Origin of the sequence: Bradyrhizobium sp. CCBAU 53338 (assembly GCF_015291665.1) — a bacterium.
Taxonomy (GTDB): domain Bacteria; phylum Pseudomonadota; class Alphaproteobacteria; order Rhizobiales; family Xanthobacteraceae; genus Bradyrhizobium.
Genome location: NZ_CP030048.1, coordinates 2,808,434 through 2,828,000 on the forward strand (window position 1 = coordinate 2,808,434; position 19,567 = coordinate 2,828,000).

The 19,567-nt window shown below is 61.8% G+C and carries 13 protein-coding genes (1 of these 13 only partly in view); 11 read left to right on the forward strand and 2 right to left on the reverse strand.

Annotated elements, in window-relative coordinates:
* The 10 genes from XH90_RS12960 to XH90_RS13005 form a co-directional block, all read left to right on the forward strand.
* Positions 1–6,934: the end of an LEPR-XLL domain-containing protein gene (locus tag XH90_RS12960; RefSeq protein WP_194481849.1), read on the forward strand. The gene continues 21,548 nt to the left of window position 1, outside the view; only the last 6,934 of its 28,482 coding nucleotides appear in the window; the start codon falls outside the window, past its left edge; it ends in the stop codon at positions 6,932–6,934.
* Between the two features lie 30 nt (positions 6,935–6,964).
* On the forward strand, positions 6,965–7,768 hold the full coding sequence (locus tag XH90_RS12965) for a SapC family protein (RefSeq protein WP_194481850.1): 804 nt from the start codon (positions 6,965–6,967) through the stop codon (positions 7,766–7,768).
* A gap of 123 nt (positions 7,769–7,891) precedes the next feature.
* Positions 7,892–9,754, forward strand: coding sequence for an efflux RND transporter periplasmic adaptor subunit (locus tag XH90_RS12970; RefSeq protein WP_194481851.1), 1,863 nt, complete (start codon positions 7,892–7,894; stop codon positions 9,752–9,754).
* A gap of 13 nt (positions 9,755–9,767) precedes the next feature.
* Positions 9,768–11,915 carry a PqqD family peptide modification chaperone gene (locus tag XH90_RS12975; protein WP_194481852.1) on the forward strand — a complete coding sequence of 716 codons (2,148 nt, stop codon included), beginning with the start codon at positions 9,768–9,770 and terminating at the stop codon, positions 11,913–11,915.
* Positions 11,908–13,923, forward strand: coding sequence for a preprotein translocase subunit SecA (locus XH90_RS12980; protein ID WP_210348724.1), 2,016 nt, complete (start codon positions 11,908–11,910; stop codon positions 13,921–13,923). Before XH90_RS12975 ends, XH90_RS12980 begins: the two co-directional genes overlap by 8 nt.
* A 32-nt stretch (positions 13,924–13,955) precedes the next feature.
* On the forward strand, positions 13,956–14,849 hold the full coding sequence (locus XH90_RS12985; RefSeq protein WP_210348725.1) for an efflux RND transporter periplasmic adaptor subunit: 894 nt from the start codon (positions 13,956–13,958) through the stop codon (positions 14,847–14,849).
* An 88-nt stretch (positions 14,850–14,937) separates the two neighbouring features.
* Complete coding sequence (locus XH90_RS12990; RefSeq protein WP_194481854.1) at positions 14,938–15,201, forward strand: cold-shock protein; 264 nt, start codon at positions 14,938–14,940, stop codon at positions 15,199–15,201.
* A 180-nt stretch (positions 15,202–15,381) separates the two neighbouring features.
* Entirely contained in the window at positions 15,382–15,633 is a 252-nt protein-coding gene (locus XH90_RS12995) for a hypothetical protein (protein ID WP_194481855.1), read from the forward strand.
* 273 nt (positions 15,634–15,906) lie between these two features.
* Complete coding sequence (locus XH90_RS13000; RefSeq protein ID WP_246755787.1) at positions 15,907–16,308, forward strand: hypothetical protein; 402 nt, start codon at positions 15,907–15,909, stop codon at positions 16,306–16,308.
* 108 nt (positions 16,309–16,416) lie between these two features.
* Positions 16,417–16,677: a hypothetical protein gene (locus tag XH90_RS13005; RefSeq protein ID WP_194481856.1), complete on the forward strand. Its 261-nt coding sequence runs from the start codon at positions 16,417–16,419 to the stop codon at positions 16,675–16,677.
* Between the two features lie 319 nt (positions 16,678–16,996).
* On the opposite strand, the gene XH90_RS13010 is transcribed toward XH90_RS13005, so the two are convergent.
* The gene (locus XH90_RS13010) at positions 16,997–17,164 is read right to left on the reverse strand and encodes a hypothetical protein (RefSeq protein ID WP_194481857.1); all 168 of its coding nucleotides are present in this window, start codon (positions 17,162–17,164) and stop codon (positions 16,997–16,999) included.
* Positions 17,165–17,456: 292 nt separating this feature from the next.
* On the opposite strand from XH90_RS13010, the gene XH90_RS13015 reads away from it, so the two are divergent.
* Positions 17,457–17,957, forward strand: a complete 501-nt coding sequence (locus tag XH90_RS13015; RefSeq protein ID WP_194481858.1) for a pilus assembly protein N-terminal domain-containing protein — start codon at positions 17,457–17,459, stop codon at positions 17,955–17,957.
* Between the two features lie 132 nt (positions 17,958–18,089).
* Here the strand turns inward: XH90_RS13015 and XH90_RS13020 are convergent, their stop codons facing one another.
* Positions 18,090–19,400, reverse strand: coding sequence for a UbiA family prenyltransferase (locus tag XH90_RS13020; protein ID WP_246755788.1), 1,311 nt, complete (start codon positions 19,398–19,400; stop codon positions 18,090–18,092).
* Positions 19,401–19,567: the final 167 nt, after the last annotated feature.

Below are 19,567 nucleotides of genomic sequence, written 5' to 3' on the forward strand. Positions count from 1 at the left end.
CAGCGGAAACTGGGTGAGCGACGGGTTTGTGGCTGGTCAGACAATCGTGATCACAGACACGACCAGCAAGAACACCGACCCGAGCAATAGCGGCGACTTCCTGACCAACAACGGCAGCTTCACGATTGCCAATGTCACGGCGACCACGCTGACGCTGACCGCGGCCAACACCGTGGTGCCGACAGCGGACTTCGGCGCGAGCGAATCGGCGAAGATCTCGCTCTATGGCAACTTCATCGTCACCGGTTTCGCGGATCCGGTCGGTCCGGTCGATCCTATCACCGGCCTCCCCACCGCGCCTTACAAGACCCTGCTGGTGAGCGGCGCGGTTCTGCCGCGTCAGGCCGCCGTGCCGATGACGGTCAACGTCGATGCGCCGCTCGTTGTCTACGGCGATACGTCGCAGGATGGCGTCTGGTACAACGGCGTCGCCACGCAGCAGTCGCTCGGCAAGTTTGCCAATAAGCCGCAGCCGCACATGGACAACGTGACCTTCACATTGTCGAGCCCGTCGGTTCCATTGGTTGGATTCGACAATCTCACCGCGCCGGCCGGCACGGTACAAATCAGCGCGCCGTACACCGGCTTCAATACGGTGTCGATCTCGGATGATACGTTCGGCAACCTGACCAGGGCGGATGGCAGCTCGTGGGTCACGGCGGGCTTCAAGGTCAACGGCCTTGTCACGATCAATGGCGTTTCGGTCGGCACCGTGTACGGCTTCAAATCGTCCGACCCGCTGGCGCACCCCTTGGCGACCGATGTCCTCGTGGTCAACAACCTGCTGCCCGGCTATGCGGCGGGTTCGACCACCCAGGCGGTCCAGGAGTGGAACACCGCGTCGATCAAGCTCGCCTCCGGCCAATACGATCCGGGATTCGTGCCCGAAGGCCTCATCGCAATCGGCAAGAACTACACGTCACTGGTTTTTGCCCGCAGCGGCGGCGGCGACACGATCACCCGCAACGACGCCGGTGGAAGCTGGGTTGCCGACAAGTTTGCGATCGGGCAGAGCATCTCGATCTCCGGCACCACTTACAATGACGGCGGTGGGGGCCCGAATTACGTCATCACAGGCGTCACCGCGACGGAGCTCACTCTTGCTGCGGTCCAGCAGTTGATTCCGACCGCGCCGGGCACGTTCGAGACCGCGCGTATCAGCATCGATGTCGGCACGATCGCCGAGATCGGAACGCAGTACCAGGTATCGTTCTCCAGCTCAGGCGGGCAGAACTTCATCACGCGCTCGAGCGGCAGCTGGATCACCGACGGATTCACGAATCCGGCGAGCCCGGACAAGGCGATCTCGATCGCGCTCTACGGCGCAACGGTGGAAACCAACGACCAGGTCTACAAGGTGCTGGCCGTTTCGCTTGATGGTCTTACGCTGACCGTGGACAAGGCCGTGACGCCGGGCGGCTCTCAAACCGTCGTCATCAGCGGTGGTCCAGTGAGCCGCGACACCCTTTATCTTGCAAACCTGCGGCCCGGCGCGCTGGCCCTGCTCAATGGTGGCGCTCCGCAGACCAACACCATCGTCGAACGCAATCGCCTCGGCCAGAATGCGGACTTCTTCGTCTTCCCGTTGGCCGCCCAATACCAGTTCGACGGCAACGATACTATCGACGCGCACACTCTGTTCGCGGGGATCGCGGACGGACGTCTGCCGACCGTGGGTATCACGGCCTATGGCGGCCGCGGCGACGACACGATCCTCGGCAGTGCGGCGAGTGATTTCCTGGCCGGCGGGTCCGGCAACGACACGATCATCGGCGGACGCGGGGGTGACCAGATCTATGGCGACTCCGGCATCAACGTCGATGTGATCCGGCGCGTCATGGTGGTGGCCAATGCGGCCGGTACCTCCGGGGCAGTCAATGTCGATCCGATCCTGGCCGGCAGCGACCTGATCTATGGTGATGCGCAGGGCTCGAGTGCGACCAACGCGTTCGGCGACTACAACGACATCATCTTCGCCGATCTGGGCGACGTGCGTCAGGACGTTTCCGGCGCGCGCGATACCACCAAGCCGGTGGACCTGAAGCCGCAGCGCATCGAGACGACGCTGCGTGATATCGCGATCACGAGTGCGTCGCGGCAGAACGGCAAGAACGACATCGTTTACGGCAACGGCGGCGAAGACGTTCTGATCGGCGGCCCGGGCAGCGATGCGCTCGATGGCGGCACCGATCGCGACCTGATCTTCGGCGACAACGTCACGCTCGACCGTACCGGTCATTTCGGTAACTACGCGAATCTCCGCTTCGAGACCCTGTCCGGAACGAAGATCTACAGCACAGCCCTCAGCACGGACACGCTGGCGGCCGGATTGGACTACGCTAACGGCATTCCGCAGGCCGATCCGCGCGGGCACGGGGCGTGGGGCGACTACCTCGTCACCATGTACGACACGCTGCCCGACCAGACCAAATCGGCGACGGTCGAGAAGTCCTTTGGCGATGACTACATTGCAGGCGGCCCGCAGGACGACATGATCTTCGGCCAGGCCGGCAATGACACCGTCCAGGGCGACGGATCGATCGACTATGTGTCGCATATCCTGGTCGACAACGGCGTCGGCGCGATGATCGTGAGCTCGGGCGACAAGTACGGTGGACGCGTCGGGGTGTACCAGACCGCGACCAATATCGCCGGTAATCCGTTCCGTGCCGCAGACAACAGTCTGGTGCTGCGCCCGTCACTCGACGGTGCGGCCGATGGCCAGGATTACATCGAAGGCAACGCCGGCAACGATCTGCTGCTGGGCAACCAGAACCAGGATGACCTGATCGGCGGCAACTCCGACATGTTCAGCCTCAAGGATCCGACATTCAATATTTCCCAGAGCCTGCGTCCCGACGGCTCGGACCTGATCTTCGGCGGCTCCGGCGTTGCCGTCGCGCGCAATGCCATTGGCGATGCGGCAATCGATTCGAACGGCAACATTACGACGAGCGCAAATGGTCATGCGAACGATTCGGACGCGATCGTCGGCGACAACGGCGACATCATCCGGCTGGTAGGCGTCAAAGGAAACGTCGCCGATCCGGTCGGGCTGAGGACCGTCGCGAGCTTCACGATGAACGCCGATCTCACCACGACCGCCATCGCGACCCAGGTGCAGAGCTTCAACGGCTTCCTGCGCTTCAACTACGAGACCAGCACCGCGGAAGGGACGCTTTACGACCAAACCGTCAAGATCGTCGTGCGTGCCGTGCGGCTGCTCGACTACACTCCGGGTGGCCCGGACTTCAACGGCGCCGACCCCACCAACCCGGCAATCGCGCCGAATGACATCGGTGCCGCCGACGAGATTCATGGTGAATCCGGCGACGACTTCATCTACGGCCAACTCGGCAATGATTGGCTGTACGGCGAGGGCCAGAACGACGACATCATCGGCGGCTACGGCAACGACTGGATTTCCGGCGGCACCGGCGATGACGGCATCATCGGCGATGACGGCCGGATCTATACCAGCCGCAACAGCCTGAGCGCCGACCCGACCAGCGCCAAGTACACAGTGAGCGCCGGCGAACCGCTCAACGGCATCGCGCCGCTGCTCCCAAGCGATCCCGATCCGAAGTACAGCAACGGCAACGCGCTGAACGAGTTCATCTACACGCCGGGCAACATGCAGATCGACACGATCAATGTGAGCGGCGCTCTGAAGAAGACCGTCGACCTGACGCCGTTCAGCTCGGATCCGACCTTCAACGGAACCAAGGACGATTTCGCCGTCCTCAGCACGAAGAACAATGGCGCCGCGAGCGACGGCAAGACAAAGTCGCACAACGACGACATCATCTTCGGCGGCCTGGGCAGCGACTGGATCCATGGTGGTTCCGGCGACGATGCGATCTCGGGCGCCGAGTCGCTGAAGCTCTCCTACACCCAGGTGGAGAACGCGAAGACTCTCGACCTGACGGGCATCGCCGAGACCGACTACTACCATCCGTTCAATCCGGGCGACGCGCTTCGCTTCAATCCGACGGATCCGGACGGCAAGTTCACGCATCCGCACATCGCGAATCGTACGGGCGAGTTCGCGCTGTACGACGAGAACAATCCGATGCGGAAGATTCTCCTCAATACGGATGGAACTGCCAGCAGCACGGGGACCGGCCTCGAATGGTTCCTGAACTTCGACCAGACCGAAGGCGTTCTGAGGCCGGGTGGCACCACGCCGGGCAACCAGAACCAGTCCGTCACGTACCCGGCCGTTCATGACGACGGCAACGATGACATCTTCGGCGATAACGGCAACGACTGGATCGTCGGTGGCACGGGCCGCGATCACACCTATGGTGGCTGGGGCAACGACCTCCTCAATGCCGACGACGATCTGACGACGGCGGGCGGGCTGAACAACGTTCCGGAGACCGCGCCGACCTATGAAGATCGGGCCTACGGCGGAGCAGGGAAGGACGTTCTGATCGCCAACACGGGCGGTGACCGGCTCATCGACTGGGTCGGCGAATACAACAGCTATCTCGTGCCGTTCTCCGAATTCGGCATGGCTACGGTAAGTCGGACGATGCAGCCGTTCCTGCACCACTTCCTGTACGCGGAGTCTCTGAGCGACGGCGTCGACGCAACGCGCTATTCCGACCTGAACAACGGCGCGACGCCGCCGGTGCCGACCAAGAACAATGATCCCAATCCGGGTCGCAACGGAGAGCCGGCGGGCGAACTCGGCCTGGTGCTGCAGCAAGATACCGCCTGGCACGCTCAGACCGGTGCGCCGACCGATCCGCAGGCCGGTAACACCCCAGGCACGCAGCGCGACGTGCTGCGCAGCGCAAGCTACGCTCCCAATACGGTGACCGGTATGTTCGCAGACAGCGGCAGCTGGTCCGTAACCAATAGCACCTACCAGAACAGCACGTTGAACGTGAGCGGCGACAACATCAGCCTGTTCGATCTCGACGCGTGGTTGCCGGGCAACTTCTTCGAAATTCAGTCGACCATGAAGGTGTCGAGTGGCGGCACCTTGCAGAATGGGTTCATCATCTTCGACTATCAGGGGTCGAACAACTTCAAGTACGCGGGTCTCGACGTCACCAACAACGTGATCAAGATCGGTCAGCGTTCCGACGCCGGCTGGACGGACCTTGCAACGCTCTCCGCCGGCAAACCGGGCTTGGGTCTGAACTCGCAGAACACTCTGCTGCTCACTGTCAACGGAACCGCGGCAACCCTGACGGTGACCAGTGCAAACGGCGGCAAGGCAGCGAGCACGCTGAAGGTGTCCTATGCGTTCAACGCTCCGCTGAACACGGGAATGGTCGGCGTCGGCACCAACAACTCCCTTGCCGCCTACACCTCGTACACCGTGCAGAGGTTGCCGATAAGCTTCACCTACAATGTTCTGGAGGATTTCTCCGACGGCGTTGCAAACAACTTTGCGGCCCAGACCGGTACATGGACCACCACCAGCGGGACCAGCGGTCGTTACTTTGCGGTTCCGCCGGCTAACGACGCCGCCCTGTCAACGAGGCAACTGGCGGTGGCGCCGCTGTCCTACGTCGAATATTCGGCGACAGTGAACGCGAGCAAGGCCGGCACATCGGCAGGGCTCACCTTCGCGACCACGTCGACCAACGACTTCCTCTATGCCGGCATCATCGCCGGGACCAACCAGGTCGTCCTTGGACATCGCAGCAACGGCAATTGGTACGTCGACGCCGTTGCAAGCACGACCATCACGGCCGGGACCGACTACAACCTGCTAGTCGCCCTATCCGAGGGCGTCGTGAACAACGTCAACGTCGTGCTAAACGGCAAGAGTGTCTTGAGCTTCAACTACAATTACCTGGTGCACGACGGCAGTCTCGGGCTCTATGCCCGCAACGGCAATGCGTCCTTCGACAACGTGCTGATCCGCGGTGACGACATCGCCTATGCCGGTGGCGGCACGCCGCAGGTGGCCGCTCTGGCGGCGCCTCCGGCGACGGACGTCGCCGTCGTGACAGCCGACCAGCTGGCGGCCATCGTTGCGACTGCGAAACAGGCCTGGACCGCCGCGCTTGGGCCGTCCGATCCGCGCCTGTCGATCCTCGATCAGGTCACGGTGCTGATCGCCGACTTGCCCGACCAGATGTTGGGCGCGACGACGGGATCCACGATCGTTCTCGATGGCGAGGCTGCCGGTTGGGGATGGTTCGTCGACCCGACGCCCGGCGACAGCAGGGAGTTCTCGATCAGGCTGTCCAGCGAGGTATCCGAAGCTGCACCGTCGAGCCCGGCTGCCGGACGCATGGACCTTCTCACGACGCTCGTCCATGAGATGGGCAATGCGATGGGAATGCCGGAAGACTCCGGCGACGACGTGGCCGGCATGGTCCTGGGTGCCGGCGAGAGGCGGTTGCCGGAGCCTGCCTGGCATCCGGCGCCGGCTTCCGCGGCGGTGCTGCAGAGCGTGGTTGCCGCCCAGGCCGTGCCGCAGATGACGCTGATCCCGCTCGCGCAGGCAACGACCACGATCGCGCCGCCGCTACCCGCGGTCGCCAAGGCGGACGAGCCCAGCGGTATTACGCTGATCTCGAATATCCTCCTGAGCCCGATCGCAAGCACGTCGCAGAACGGCGTCCGCAAGGACGCCGGCATGACCGACGATCCGGGCAAGTCTTTTGTCTCGCTGTCTGCCAGCCTGACGGGTGGCGCTCCGAAGGGTTCGACAGTCCCGCAAGAGGACGTCTCTTCACCACAGCAGCACTCCTCGCGTAATATCAATGGCGCGAAGGAAACAACGAGCATAAACTGGCAGAATAATCTCGATGCCGTCGAGCATCTCGCCTCGGGACCTTCGAACGGTTCGCAGGAGTGGCTCGACGATTTCCTGAACCACGTGGGCCAGAACGAGACCCAGTGGAATCCGAACGCGAGTCTCCGCGTACGCCCATTGTCGATTAATAATGCGGGCCATGCCTGAGCCCGTAATTGCAAGGGAAGGAGCCTAGTAATGACCGCCCAATTGTTGATTTACGAAACCGTTATTCCGTTGTCCGCCGCGCGGCACCGTGGCTGCGCAGTCGAGATGGCCAGGAACTACGGCTTCAGCAGCAAGACCAATTCGGTACCTTTGATGGCGGTCGAGTTTCCTGCTGCGGCATCCGAATATGCGATCGTGTTTGCCGGCACCAAGGATAACGTCATGCCGGCCGTCATTCTCGGCGTGCGAGACAGCGAAAACCTGTTCCTGTCGGAGGATTCAAAGTGGGACGCCAAGTATGTCCCGGCCTTCCTGCGTCGCTATCCATTCGTCTTCTCGACCAGCTCGGACGGCGAGAGGTTCGTCCTGTGCATCGACGAGGCTTACTCGGGCTTTAACCGCGACGGTCGGGGACAAAAGCTGTTCGACGACGACAGCAAGCCCACCCAATATGTCCAGAACATCCTGACTTTCCTGCAGGAATATCAGGCCCAGTTCAATCGCACCCAGGCCTTCTGTCGCAAGGTCCGCGAGCTCGATCTGCTCGAGCCCATGCAGGCACAGGTGGAGCTCGCCTCGGGCGAAAAGCTGTCGCTCGCGGGGTTCATGGCGGTGAACCGGGAGAAACTGAAGGCTCTGCCCGGCGAAAAACTCGCCGAGCTTGCCAAGACGGACGAGCTCGAGCTGCTGTATCTTCACCTTCAGTCGATGCGCAACTTCCAGGCCCTTCCGTCGCGCCTCGCTGTCGTGCAGGGGACGGCTCCGCCGGCGAGCGGGCCTGGCGATACCGCGGAAGCGGGCGATCGCCTGAACGGGGCAAGAGCATCCGCCTAGAGAACGGATCACACCGTGTCCCTGAGTGAATGCGAGGCCTCAGCGCCGCCTCCGTCGCGCGCGCCGCGATGCTGTTCACTCTTGCAGCGTCGCGGGCACAGCTCCGAGAGCGATGAGTAGCCAATGAGCACTGCGTCCCCGATCTATTCCTTCACCGAGGACGCAGCGCGGGCCGAATCGATCGCCTGGGCCAAATTCTCGGCCGCCAAGGACAGCTCCGAGTTTTGCGCGAGCTGGCTCGCAATCCTTTGCCTGCAGGTCGAGCGGGTCGGCGGCGGGCTTCTGCTGCTGGGGCCCGACAAGGATGGGAGCTACGTGCCCGCGGCGGTGTGGCCCCACCCCGGTCTGGACATGCAATATCTCAGCCCGGCCGCCGAACGGGCTCTGACCGAGCGTCGCGGAATCGTGCTGCCCTCGGAGGGCCAGGGCGCTGTGCGCGAGCATCATGCGTTTATCGGCTATCCGATTGAGATGTCCGGCACCCTGCATGGGGTCGTGGTGCTCGATATCGGGCCCGGCCCGGAAGCTGCGCTGCAACGGGCTTTGCGGTTGCTGCATTGGGCGAGCGCCTGGCTGATCGACCAGTTCCGCAAAGGGGCGCTCGAGGAGCGCGACGCGCGGCTCGCGCGAATGGGGCTCGCCATGGATATCGTGGCGACTGCGATGCAGGAGCGCTACTTCTCGGCCGCTGCCCTGGCTGTCGCCAACGAACTTGCGGGGCGCCTGGCGTGTGATCGTGTGAGCGTGGGGCTCGAGCGTTCGGGCAGTATCGAGGTCAAGGCGATCTCGCATACCGCGACGTTCGACGCCAGAATGGATCTTGGCCGGCGCATCGGAAACGCCATGGACGAGGTGCTCGACCTCGACGTTGCGCTGGTGTTTCCTCCACGCGACGATGTGGAGAGCGCGGCCCTCGCGCATGCCGATCTCGCACGCGAGTATAGGGATATCGCGGTCTGCTCGGTGCCGCTCGCAGATGGCGGGCACGCAACCGGCGTGCTGACCCTGGAACGGACCGCGGGCGAGCCGTTCGACATCGAGACCATCGAGCTCTGCAAAACGGTCGGCGCACTGCTTGGTCCGATCCTGAAGCTCAAGCGCGAAAGCGAACGCAGCGTCGTGCGACACGCCGCGACCTCGCTGCACCATGGCCTGGAGCTCTTGTTCGGACCGCGCCATCCCGGCGCCAAGCTCATCGGTCTCTTGCTGGTGGGCGTCATCCTGTTCTGCAGTGTTGCGACGGGCACGTATCGTGTTGCGGCAAAGACGGTGATCGAAGGAGCGGTACAACGGATCGCCGCGGCACCGTTCGACGGGTATATCGCAGAAAGTTTCGTCCGCGCAGGCGACACCGTGCATGCGGGGCAGGTGTTGTGCAAACTCGACGACCGGGAGCTCAAGCTCGAACAAACGCGATTGTCGTCCGAGCGCGAGCAGCTCGACCGCAAATATCGGCAGGCGCTGGCCGCACAGGAACGCGCGACCATGACGATCCTGCAGGCCCAGATCGAGCAGGTCGACGCCATGCTGTCGCTCGTCACCGACAAGCTCGCCCGTGCCACGCTGGTTGCGCCTTTCGACGGCATCGTCGTCGCGGGCGACCTTCACCAGCTCCTCGGGACGCCGGTCGAACTGGGCAAGATGCTCTTTACGGTCGCGCCACTGGACAGCTATCGCGTCATCCTGCAGGTCGAGGAGCGAGACATTTCCTACATCAAGCTCGGTCAAGAGGGCGAGTTGACGCTTTCGGGAATCCCGCAGCGAGGAATGGGCTTCTCCGTCGAGCAGATGACGCCGGTCTCGACCGCCCAGGAGGGCCGCAACTACTTCCGGGTCGAGGCGCGGCTGCAGAATGCATCCGAACGCGTGCGTCCCGGCATGGAGGGCGTTGGAAAGGTCGATGTCGGCGAGCGCAAGCTGATCTGGATATGGACTCACAATTTCGTGGACTGGGTTCGCCTGTCGATTTGGAAATGGCTGTTCTGATTGCGAGGTCGAGGTGAACGCGCCGTTGCTCAGCAATTGGTGGTATCGAGTTGCAGCGCGAAAGCCGAAGTTGCGTGCGCACGCCCGATTGCATCGGCACATCTATCGCGGTGAAGTGTGGTACCTGTTGCAGGATCCCGCCTCGTCGCGGGTGCATCGCTTCAGCCCGTCGGCCCGACTGATCGTCTCGCTCATGGACGGAACGCATTCCGTCGAACAGTTGTGGGAGCTTGCGAACCGTCATCTGGGTGAAGATGCACCCAGCCAGGACGACCTCATCCAGCTGCTCGGCCAGCTGCATGCCGCGGACCTGCTGGAAAGCGACGTAACCCCTGATGTCGCCGAGCTGTTTGCTCGCAGCGAGCGCGAGCAAAGGGCGCGTCATTTGCGTTCCTATGGCAATCCCATGGCGATCCGCATCCCGCTGTTCGACCCGGATCGGATGCTTAATCGCTGGGCGGGTCTTGTACGGCTTATCTGGAGCGGATGGGGAGCCATCGCGTGGCTGGCCGTCGTGTTTCCGGCCTTCATTCTGGTCTGGCCACATTGGCCGGAGCTCAGCCACAATTTCAGTGACCGTGTGTTGGCGATCGACAATCTGTTCATCATCTATCTGGTTTTTCCTGCGATCAAGGCGTTGCACGAGCTGGGACATGCCTCCGCCACCAAGGCCGGAGGCGGAGAGGTCCACGATCTCGGCATCATCCTGTTGGTACTGCTGCCGGTTCCCTACGTCGATGCGTCGGCCGCCACCGTTTTCAGATCCAAGTATCGGCGCGCTCTCGTCGGTGCGGGCGGCATGGGTGTCGAACTCTTTGTTGCGTCGATCGCGTTCTATCTGTGGCTCCTGGTCGAGCCGGGCCTGGTGCGGGCAGTCCTTTTCAATGTCATGCTGATCGCGAGCGTCTCGACGCTTCTGTTCAACGGCAATCCGCTGCTGCGCTACGACGCCTATTACATTCTGGTGGATCTCATCGAGATTCCGAATCTGGCGGCGCGGTCGGCGCGTTACTGGGGCTATTTGTTGGAGCGGTATCTGCTCGGGGTCTCCGACCTGGAGCGTCCCGATGCTTCCGGCATGGAGCGGGCATGGTTCTTGTTCTACGGCCTCGCTTCGACCGCCTACCGCATCATGGTGACGATCTTCATTGCGCTGTTCATCGCGGGACAATTCTTCTTCATCGGCGTTATTCTTGCCGCCTGGGCGGTCGCGGCGATGGCGATTCTTCCGATCGTAAAGGCGGTGCGGCACCTGATCGAAAACCCCCGCCTGCGCAAGCATCGCGCCCGTTCTGTTGCGGTAACGGCCGGACTCGTGCTCGGCCTGGCCGTCTTTCTGTTCACCGTTCCGATGCCCTACCATTCCAACGTCGAGGGCGTGCTTTGGCTGCCGGAAGAAGCAATGGTGCGTGCAGCTTCGAATGGCTTCGTCCATGAACTCCTGGTTACGCCGGGAACGCAGGTCGCTCTGGGTGACCCGTTGGTTGAGAGTAGAGAGCCGACACTCGTTGCGCAGTTGCGCAGGAGCGAGGCCAAGGTAACGGAACTTCAGGCCGAATATGCCGCGGAGTTCGTGTCGGATCGGGCAAAGGCCCAGATTGTCCGCGACAAGCTTGAACTCGAGCGCGCAAATCTGAGCCTCGCCCGCGATCGCGCTTCGGACCTTGTGGCGCGTGCTCGCAGCGATGGCGTGTTTGTCGTACCGCAGATGGTCGATATTCCCGGCCGCTACTACCGTCGGGGTGAGCTGCTTGGCTACGTTGTCGGCAACACGACGCCGCTGGCACGCGTCGTTGTGCCTCAGGAGGCCGTCGACAGGGTACGCCTCACGACCGATCGCATTGAGGTCCGTCCGGTGGACCAGCCGCGGCTGATCCTGAAGGGGCGCGTATTGCGGGCGGTGCCGGCCGCCGGCGAATATCTCCCCAGCGCGGCGCTGAGTGTCGAGGGAGGCGGGGATATTGCGACCGATCCGCGCGATGCGAAGGGGCCAAAGACGCTGCAGCGGACCTTTCAATTCGACATCGAGCTTGAAGGCCTGGAGGCGGTGGACCACTTCGGCCAGCATGTCTTCGTTCGGTTCGAACATCGAAGGGAGCCGCTGGCAGTACAATGGTATCGCAGCGTCAGGCTGCTATTGTTGACGAACTTCCATGTCTAAGAGCGTGATGGATCTCGATCACCGCGACCTGGCGGTTGGCCGTCCCTATCCGGAGCGCGCGGACCGCGAGCCGGCGGTTCACGATCGAGTGGCCGAATATCTGGCGAAAGGACTGTTTCAACGCGCCTTCGACCGGATCCGCGATCCGGTTCGCACGTTGATGCCTATCGTCGAGCATGCCGCGGCGCATGAGAATACCCTGCGGATCATGAGCGACGAAAAATTGCGTCTCCAGGTGTCGGGTATCCGCGCGCAACTGCGGAATTCGGGGTTTACGCCGCCTCTCGTCGGCCGATGCTTTGCACTGGTGCGGGAGGCAGCGTCGCGGACCATCGGTCAGCGGCATTATGACGTCCAGCTGATTGCGGGATTCGGGCTGCTGAAGGGCAGGCTGGTGGAGATGGCGACCGGTGAAGGCAAGACCATTGCTGCCACGCTGCCTGCGGCCACGGTGGCGCTTGCCGGGTATCCCGTGCATCTCATTACAGTCAACGATTATCTTGCCCATCGCGACGCAGACGAGATGAGGCCGCTTTACGAGTTCCTCGGCCTGAGTGTCGGGGCCGTGGTACAGGGCATGCCGAAATCCGAGCGGCGTCGCGCCTATGCGAGCGCGGTGACATACTGCACCAACAAGGAGCTCGCGTTCGACTACTTGCGCGACCGTGTCGCGCTGGCGCATCGTAGCAGCAGTTTGCACCTATCGCTCGATCGTCTGCGCGGCAATTTCAGACGGAACGAGGATCTCGTGTTGCGCGGGCTCTATTTCGGCATCGTCGATGAAGCAGACAGCGTATTCATCGACGAAGCGCGCACGCCCCTCATTCTGTCGTCGTCGACGGGAGCCGCCGAGGAAAGGCTGCAATGCGAGCAAGGTCTTCAGTTCGCGCGCTCTCTCGTTGCGGGAGAGCACTACGAGATAGATCTCGCAGAGCGAAGTCTCGCGCTGACCAAGGAAGGCTGCCGAGAGATCGGCAGGCTCGCCGAGGAGCTGCATGGTGTTTGGAGTTCGGTTCGGGCTCGCGAGGAGCTTGTGACCCAGGCTCTCTCGGCAATGATGCTGTTCAACCGCGATCAGCACTATGTCGTCATGGACGGCAAGGTGCAAATCGTGGACGAGTCGACGGGACGCGTGATGCCCGACCGCTCCTGGGAACGCGGCCTTCATCAACTCATCGAGATCAAGGAAGATTGCGAACTCACGGATCGGCGCGAGACCCTCGCCCGCATCACCTATCAGCGGCTGTTTCGTCGTTACATTCGCCTGTCCGGAATGACGGGTACGGCCCGTGAGGTCGCGCGGGAGATCAAGTCCGTGTACGGCCTCGATGTCGTTCGTATCCCGCTGAACCGGCCTTCGCAGCGCCGGGTGGATCGCCCTCTGGTATGCACGACCCCGGCCGAGAAGCTGCGGATCATTGCCGACCGGGTGGAGCGGTTGGCCGTGGCCGAGGGCAGGGCGGTGTTGATCGGCACGCGCTCGGTAGGGGCGTCCGAGGAGATCAGCGCCGCCTTGAATGCGCGTGGCATTGAACATGCGCTGTTGAATGCGAAGCAGGACCAGGATGAGGCTGAAGTCGTCGCAAGGGCTGGCGAGCCCGCGCGGGTCACGGTGGCGACGAACATGGCGGGTCGCGGCACCGATATCCGGCTCGACCCGGGCGTTGCCGCGCGGGGCGGCCTGCATGTCATCCTGACCGAATACCACGATTCCCGGCGGGTCGATCGCCAACTGTTCGGCCGTTGCGCGCGGCAGGGCGATCCCGGCAGTTGTGAGGCGATAGTTTCGCTTCAGGACGACGTGTTCATGATCCATGCAGGATCGATGACGCGCCTGATTGCGCGACTTGTCAGCACGCGCATTCCTGTTCCGCTGCGGGTCTACCAGTCTTTGCGCTGGCTGGCTCAATTCCAGGCGGAACGACGACATGGCTATGTGCGCGTTCAGAACGTGAAGCTGGACCGCCGGCTCGACCGGGTGCTTGCGTTTTCGGGGAGAGGCGAATGAAACGAATTCGAGCACTTGAACGCGTGCCCGATTTGCGGACGCGGCTTTCGGATTTCAATCTCGCCGGCGACGAAGCCAAGCGTCCGGCCGTATTCGGCATCTTGTGGAGGATCTCCGCCATTTTGGTCGTCTTTTTCTCCGCGGGAGCAGGACACGTCGACGCGCAGGAGCGAAGGCCGGAGGGGCAGTTCGATTGCCTGATACAGCCGAAAATGGTCCTCAAGCTTGGAACATCCGTGCCGGGTCTCCTGAACGAGGTGCTGGTCGATCGCGGTGACGTCATCAAGAAGGGAGATGTCGTTGCTCGCCTCGAATCGGGGGTCGAACAGGCGGCGGTGTTGCTGGCGAAGGCTCGTGCCGAGAACGACGCGACGGTTCGCTCGAGTATCGCCAAGCTTGAATTCCAGCGGCGCAAGGACGAGCGATCCAAGTTATTGCGCAAGAACGATGCGGTCTCGGTCGCGGTTGCCGACGAGGCTGAGACGAGTGCGCGCGTTGCCGAACAGGATGTCGAGGAAGCAAAGGTCAACTTCGCGCTCGCCGGGCTGGAATTGGCCCGCGCCAACGAAGTCCTCAAACTGCGTACCATCCGCAGCCCCATCGACGGCGTGGTCGTCGAGCGCAAGCTGGGGCCTGGCGAATATGCGTTCGATCAGGCCCATCTCCTGACGATTTCGCAAATCGATCCGCTGTTGGTCGAAGTTTTTGTTCCGCTCAGCCAGTTCGGGAAGATCCATGTGGGAGCCTCGGCGGAGGTGCTTCCGGAGGCGCCGGTAGGAGGCCGATACACCGCACGCGTGACGGTGGTCGATCAAGTCTTCGACGCGGCGAGCGGGACGATCGGTGTTCGCCTTGAATTGCCGAACCCCAATTATGCGCTTCCTGCAGGTCTCAAATGTCGCGTTCGTTTTCCTGGTGTCGGTTGATTCGAATATCGAGCAGGTGAGGAAATCGGGTGCGTTCGACGCTTAGGAACGTCCGAACCATGCGCCCATCGAACTGAAAGGTTGCAAGATGCTGGAAGGTACAATCAAGACGTATCATGGCGACAGGGCGTTCGGTTTCATCAGGCCGGATTCCGGCGGCACTGACATCTTCTTTCATCTCAAATCGTGTTCTCCCGGCCTCACACCCGAGGCCGGTGCCCGGGTGACCTACAATCTTGCTCCTGATCAGCGGTCCGGCAAGCGGCAGGCCGTCGGCGTCCGGGTCCTCGCCAATGCGCATCCCGTGCCGGTCCTGACGCGCTATGTCAGATCACCGCGCCTGCAGCGCTGATCGGTATCTGGTCGACGGGAAGGACATCATGCTCGCTCGCCTTCGAAAGCTCGTTTTCCATATCCGACACCGTACGCCCGCCGTGCGCTTCACCGAAAGCATTCGCCGTGTGAACCGCCTCGTGCGCCTCATGTCGACGATGCAACGACGGCCTCCTCGCAAGGCTGGACAAGGTTGACGATGCCGGCCGATCCGGACGGAGGCGACAGCATCGACCGGAGGGAGACGATCGTCCGTCGACTTCTGCAACGTGCCGCCGCAGGCATCCGTCGCTCGCAAAGGCCAGCTCCGGAGGTCCCGTTCGGCCGTGAGAGCGATCCGAATCTCGAATTCGAAGAGCACCAGACGGGCAGTGGGATCGCCTGGCTTCTGGGGGCCTTGTCCTTTTTCATGATTGTCCATGCAGTTTGGACAAGGCTTGCCGCTTCATGAGCGGGCCGGCAGCGATGCCTTTACCGGCGGCATTAATCGCATTTACTGCGTTTTAACCATAAGCGCTCAGCCTTGGTCCCGGCGTCGGATGGTCCCGGCGTCAGATTGGCCGTTGGCGCGGACGAACCGGTATCGGGTCATGATCGACATCCTGCGCGGGCTCCAGCCCCCACATTGGCTCATCATCGCAGGCTGCGTCCTGGTTGTTCTCGGCTCGGCCGGCGTTGTGATCAACGGACGTAAATTCCGCTAACGAGCAGAGGACCCGCCATCATGCCCACGGGTTTTCGCAGACGGTGGACGGCGAAATGCGTCCGGCATGCCGCCGCGTTGGTGCTGTCGATCTGGGGCGCGGGCTGCGCGACGTTCGAACCGGTCCGCGCAGGCTCGACGAGGTCGGTTTCGTGGGATGGACTTGGGCGAAATCCGAACCAGGCCAGGCCTGCAGCGCGCCGTGCGATGGCTGCCTCCCCGACGCCGGTGGACCGCATCGGCGAACGGGAACGGGCGCTGACGACACTGCGCCCGTACTCCAGCGCGTGGTGGGCCGTTCACGACGAAATCGAGGGAGAGCGGGACAGGCAGTTGGCCGAAAAACTCGTCATCTGCCGCGATTGCCTGCCGGACTTCAACGCGGCCGAGGCGACCGGCTCGGTGGCCGGGAGCGGCCGCTGATCGGCCGAGACACGGCGAGCCGTACCCCTACGGGCTTCCTCGGAGCCGGCGAATCGGGCCTAGTTCCTTCCAAGACTTGTGCCCGTGGTTCAATTGACGGAGCAACGGTTGGACGATCTGGAGCGCACGGTCGAGCTGCTCAGGAAGTCGCTCGCAGCGGCATGGCGCGATCTCGCGCAGTCCTCGAGCTCTGCCGTCGATAGACGCGAGATGCGGGCGCAGGCAAAGCGCTGCAGCGAGGAACTCAGGCGCTGTCTTCTGATCATCGAAGCCAGGCAGACCCGCAAGCACGCGAAGGCGCTGTCCGATTACGACGGTCGCGCCCTGCCTAAGCCTGGTTTCCGCTTTCTCGGAATTACGGACCAGTAAACGGCAGTAATGGTGACATAAATTCATCGCCACGAAATCGTCCGGAAACCAGAATTCCGGATTGCCGACATCGCCCTGAAACCTTGCGAGACCAGCCTGTCGATGTTTCGAGCGATGGGGATTTATCATGTGGGCATTTCTGAACGACCTCTACCGCGAATACTGCCTGGCCCGGATCAACGAGATGCGGAAGTTCGAGCTGACGCATTGAGGCCGGCGGTGCGAGCCGCCGGTCCTGGGCGGCATCCGCGATCTCCCCCTTGTACGGGTGTCAAAATACTGCTGCGCGGATAAGGCAAGCGCTGTCGGGCTGCCCGGCTCATTCGTCCGGATGGCAGATCAGCCGGCGAGGATGCTCGGTGCCGAGCTCGGAAATGAGATACGCCGGGGCCCGGCTCTGCTGAAACAGGCGCTCGGCCAGGTCGCCGTTGCAGCGCCTGATCTTGGTGACGTAGTCGCACCACTCGTTGTCGCGTGGCTGCCGCATGCGGGGGTCGCGGTCGGGGCAGGGCCTCTCGTCCATGAGGTACGGAGCCTGCGCGTGCGCATCCCCGGCAGACATCCAACAGCAGACCATAAAAACGGATAAACCGAAGTAAAATCGCATGCCTGTCCCCAGCCGCCCCGGCGATTCAGCTTCCCCCAAGCTTGCTGAAAACGCAAGATCGCGGCCTCCCGGCATCAACACGAAACAGACGTCGGCCGCGGATTTATGCTAATCTTCGCCGGCCGCGCGCCATTTGCGGTTTTAAGCTTCCTGTTTCCCGGGAGGAATTTTCATGAAGCCAATCATTTTGCCGGCCGTGCTGATGTCGCTCTTTACCCTCGTCGGCGGCACCGCAAGCGCGCAGCACATGCAGGAGATCGTCGCGACCGAGACGATCGAGCTTCGGGCCGAGCAGGCCCGCACCTTCACGCTGGATCAGCCGGTGAACAAATTCTCCCTCTCGGTCGAAGACATCGCGCAGGTCATTCCGGAAACCGACCGCGTCTTCACGATCCGGGGGCTGAAGGCCGGTCGGGTGATGATGACGGCCTATGCCGCCGACGGTCAGGTCGTCCACCGCGCCAACGTCATCGTGGACCAGACCCAGGGGCTGGTGAAGATCTACCGCGCCGAGGTGAAGGATTATGTCGGCTTTTTCTGCACCAGTCTTTCCTGCGGCCGAGCCGACCCCGATGCCAAGCCGCTGCCTTACGGGGCGACGCCGGAGGCCCAGCAGCGGCAGCAGCAGCGGAGCGAGGGCGGCAGCGCCACGCCGGCGAAAGAGTCGCCCTGAGGCCCTCCCCCATATGAAGGGTGCGACGACTAGTCTAGCACATTAGGCTCGCGCTTCCTCTTGGCCAGATTAATCTGGCTGGCTCTAAGGGGGGCGTATCGCGCTTGGCGAAGCGCCTGGCGGAAATTTCCTTCAGATCGCGCTCAACAAGATAACTCCGACGAGAACGAATAGAAAAACACTATTGCGGTCCTTCAGAGCAAATAAAATCGGATCATCGTCCATTTCTCGCCTATGTGCCATCATCAATGCCCGTCCCAACCAGTACATGAGAATGGGACAAATCAGCCAGAGATTGTACGGATGACGATACAAGCGATGAACCGTCTCAGAGGAAATGTAGAGCGCAAATACGGTGACCGCATTGAATGACGCGGCCGCCGCAAGCGAAGCCACAATGGTTAAATCGCCCCTTTTGTAATTCCTGTTTGCTGGGTCCGGCAAATCAGCGTCGAGCCCTGTCGTCAGCTCCACGTAGCGCTTGATCAAGGCCAGCGCCATGAAGACGAACATCGAAAAGCCAAGTAGCCATTCTGATGAAGGCACTGAAATAGCGACCGCGCCACCTACGACCCGAATCGTGTAAAGCGCCGCGAGAGCAATGACATCTAGCAGCATCTTCCGCTTCAGTACGAAAGAATATGCAATCGTCAGACAGAGATAGGAGCCTAGCACTGCGGTAAGTAACGGAGACACTGAGCTGGCCGCCATTATTGCAATCGTAACGAGGGCGACCGCGGCAATGAGACCGTGCGAAGCACGTATCGAGCCGGCGGCTATCGGTCGGCTCCTTTTTCGCGGATGGTTCCGATCTGCATCGATATCCACCAGATCGTTCACGATATAAATGCCAGAAGCTGCCAGAGAGAACCCTACGAAGGCTGTGGCAGCGTGGCCGAATGCGAGGAGCTCAAACTGATGAGCGGTTATCAGCGGTACGAATACAAGCGCGTTCTTTGACCATTGGTGCACCCTGAACAGTCTGGTCCAGAGGCGCATTCGTTCGAGGAGATCTACCCAACTCCGCGATGCGGTGATAGGAAGCGTTAAGCGTTCGAAGCCGCCAGCTCCGAACGCTTTTGCAAGTCGCATCTCCAGCGTAGCCTTGGAGTTCGGTTCGTCACGATCATCGTTGATGATAACTCCAGCAAACAGTCCAAGATGATCTGCTATCCGTTGCGTGTGCCACCGATCCTCATCGGAGATCAGATAAACACGCCTGCCCGCGCACAGGACTTGCCGGATTTGGGCAAGCATAGTTTTGTTATAGGGAAGGAGTGAGATGTCCAAAGTCGACCTTGGGGCCGACAAGTTGGTGTCTGCTTCGGCCCGACAAAAACTCATGAGCAATTCGAAAACACCGGCAGGATGCTTGCCAAGTAGGGCAAAGATGGATTGCAATGAGAGATCACCACCCATCACGACGTCGGCAAGCTCGACCACGATTGGAGCCGCATTTGCAGATGTGTCGGCTGAGCTAAGGTCCATGGCTTAAGGTCAGACCCACACTAGTGCCCCTGCTATTGTTGGTTTTAGTCTATCGTTGGGAAGTGTAATCATACGAGCCCAGGAATTATATAAGTCAATCCTTTTTCTGAAAGTCGTATCTA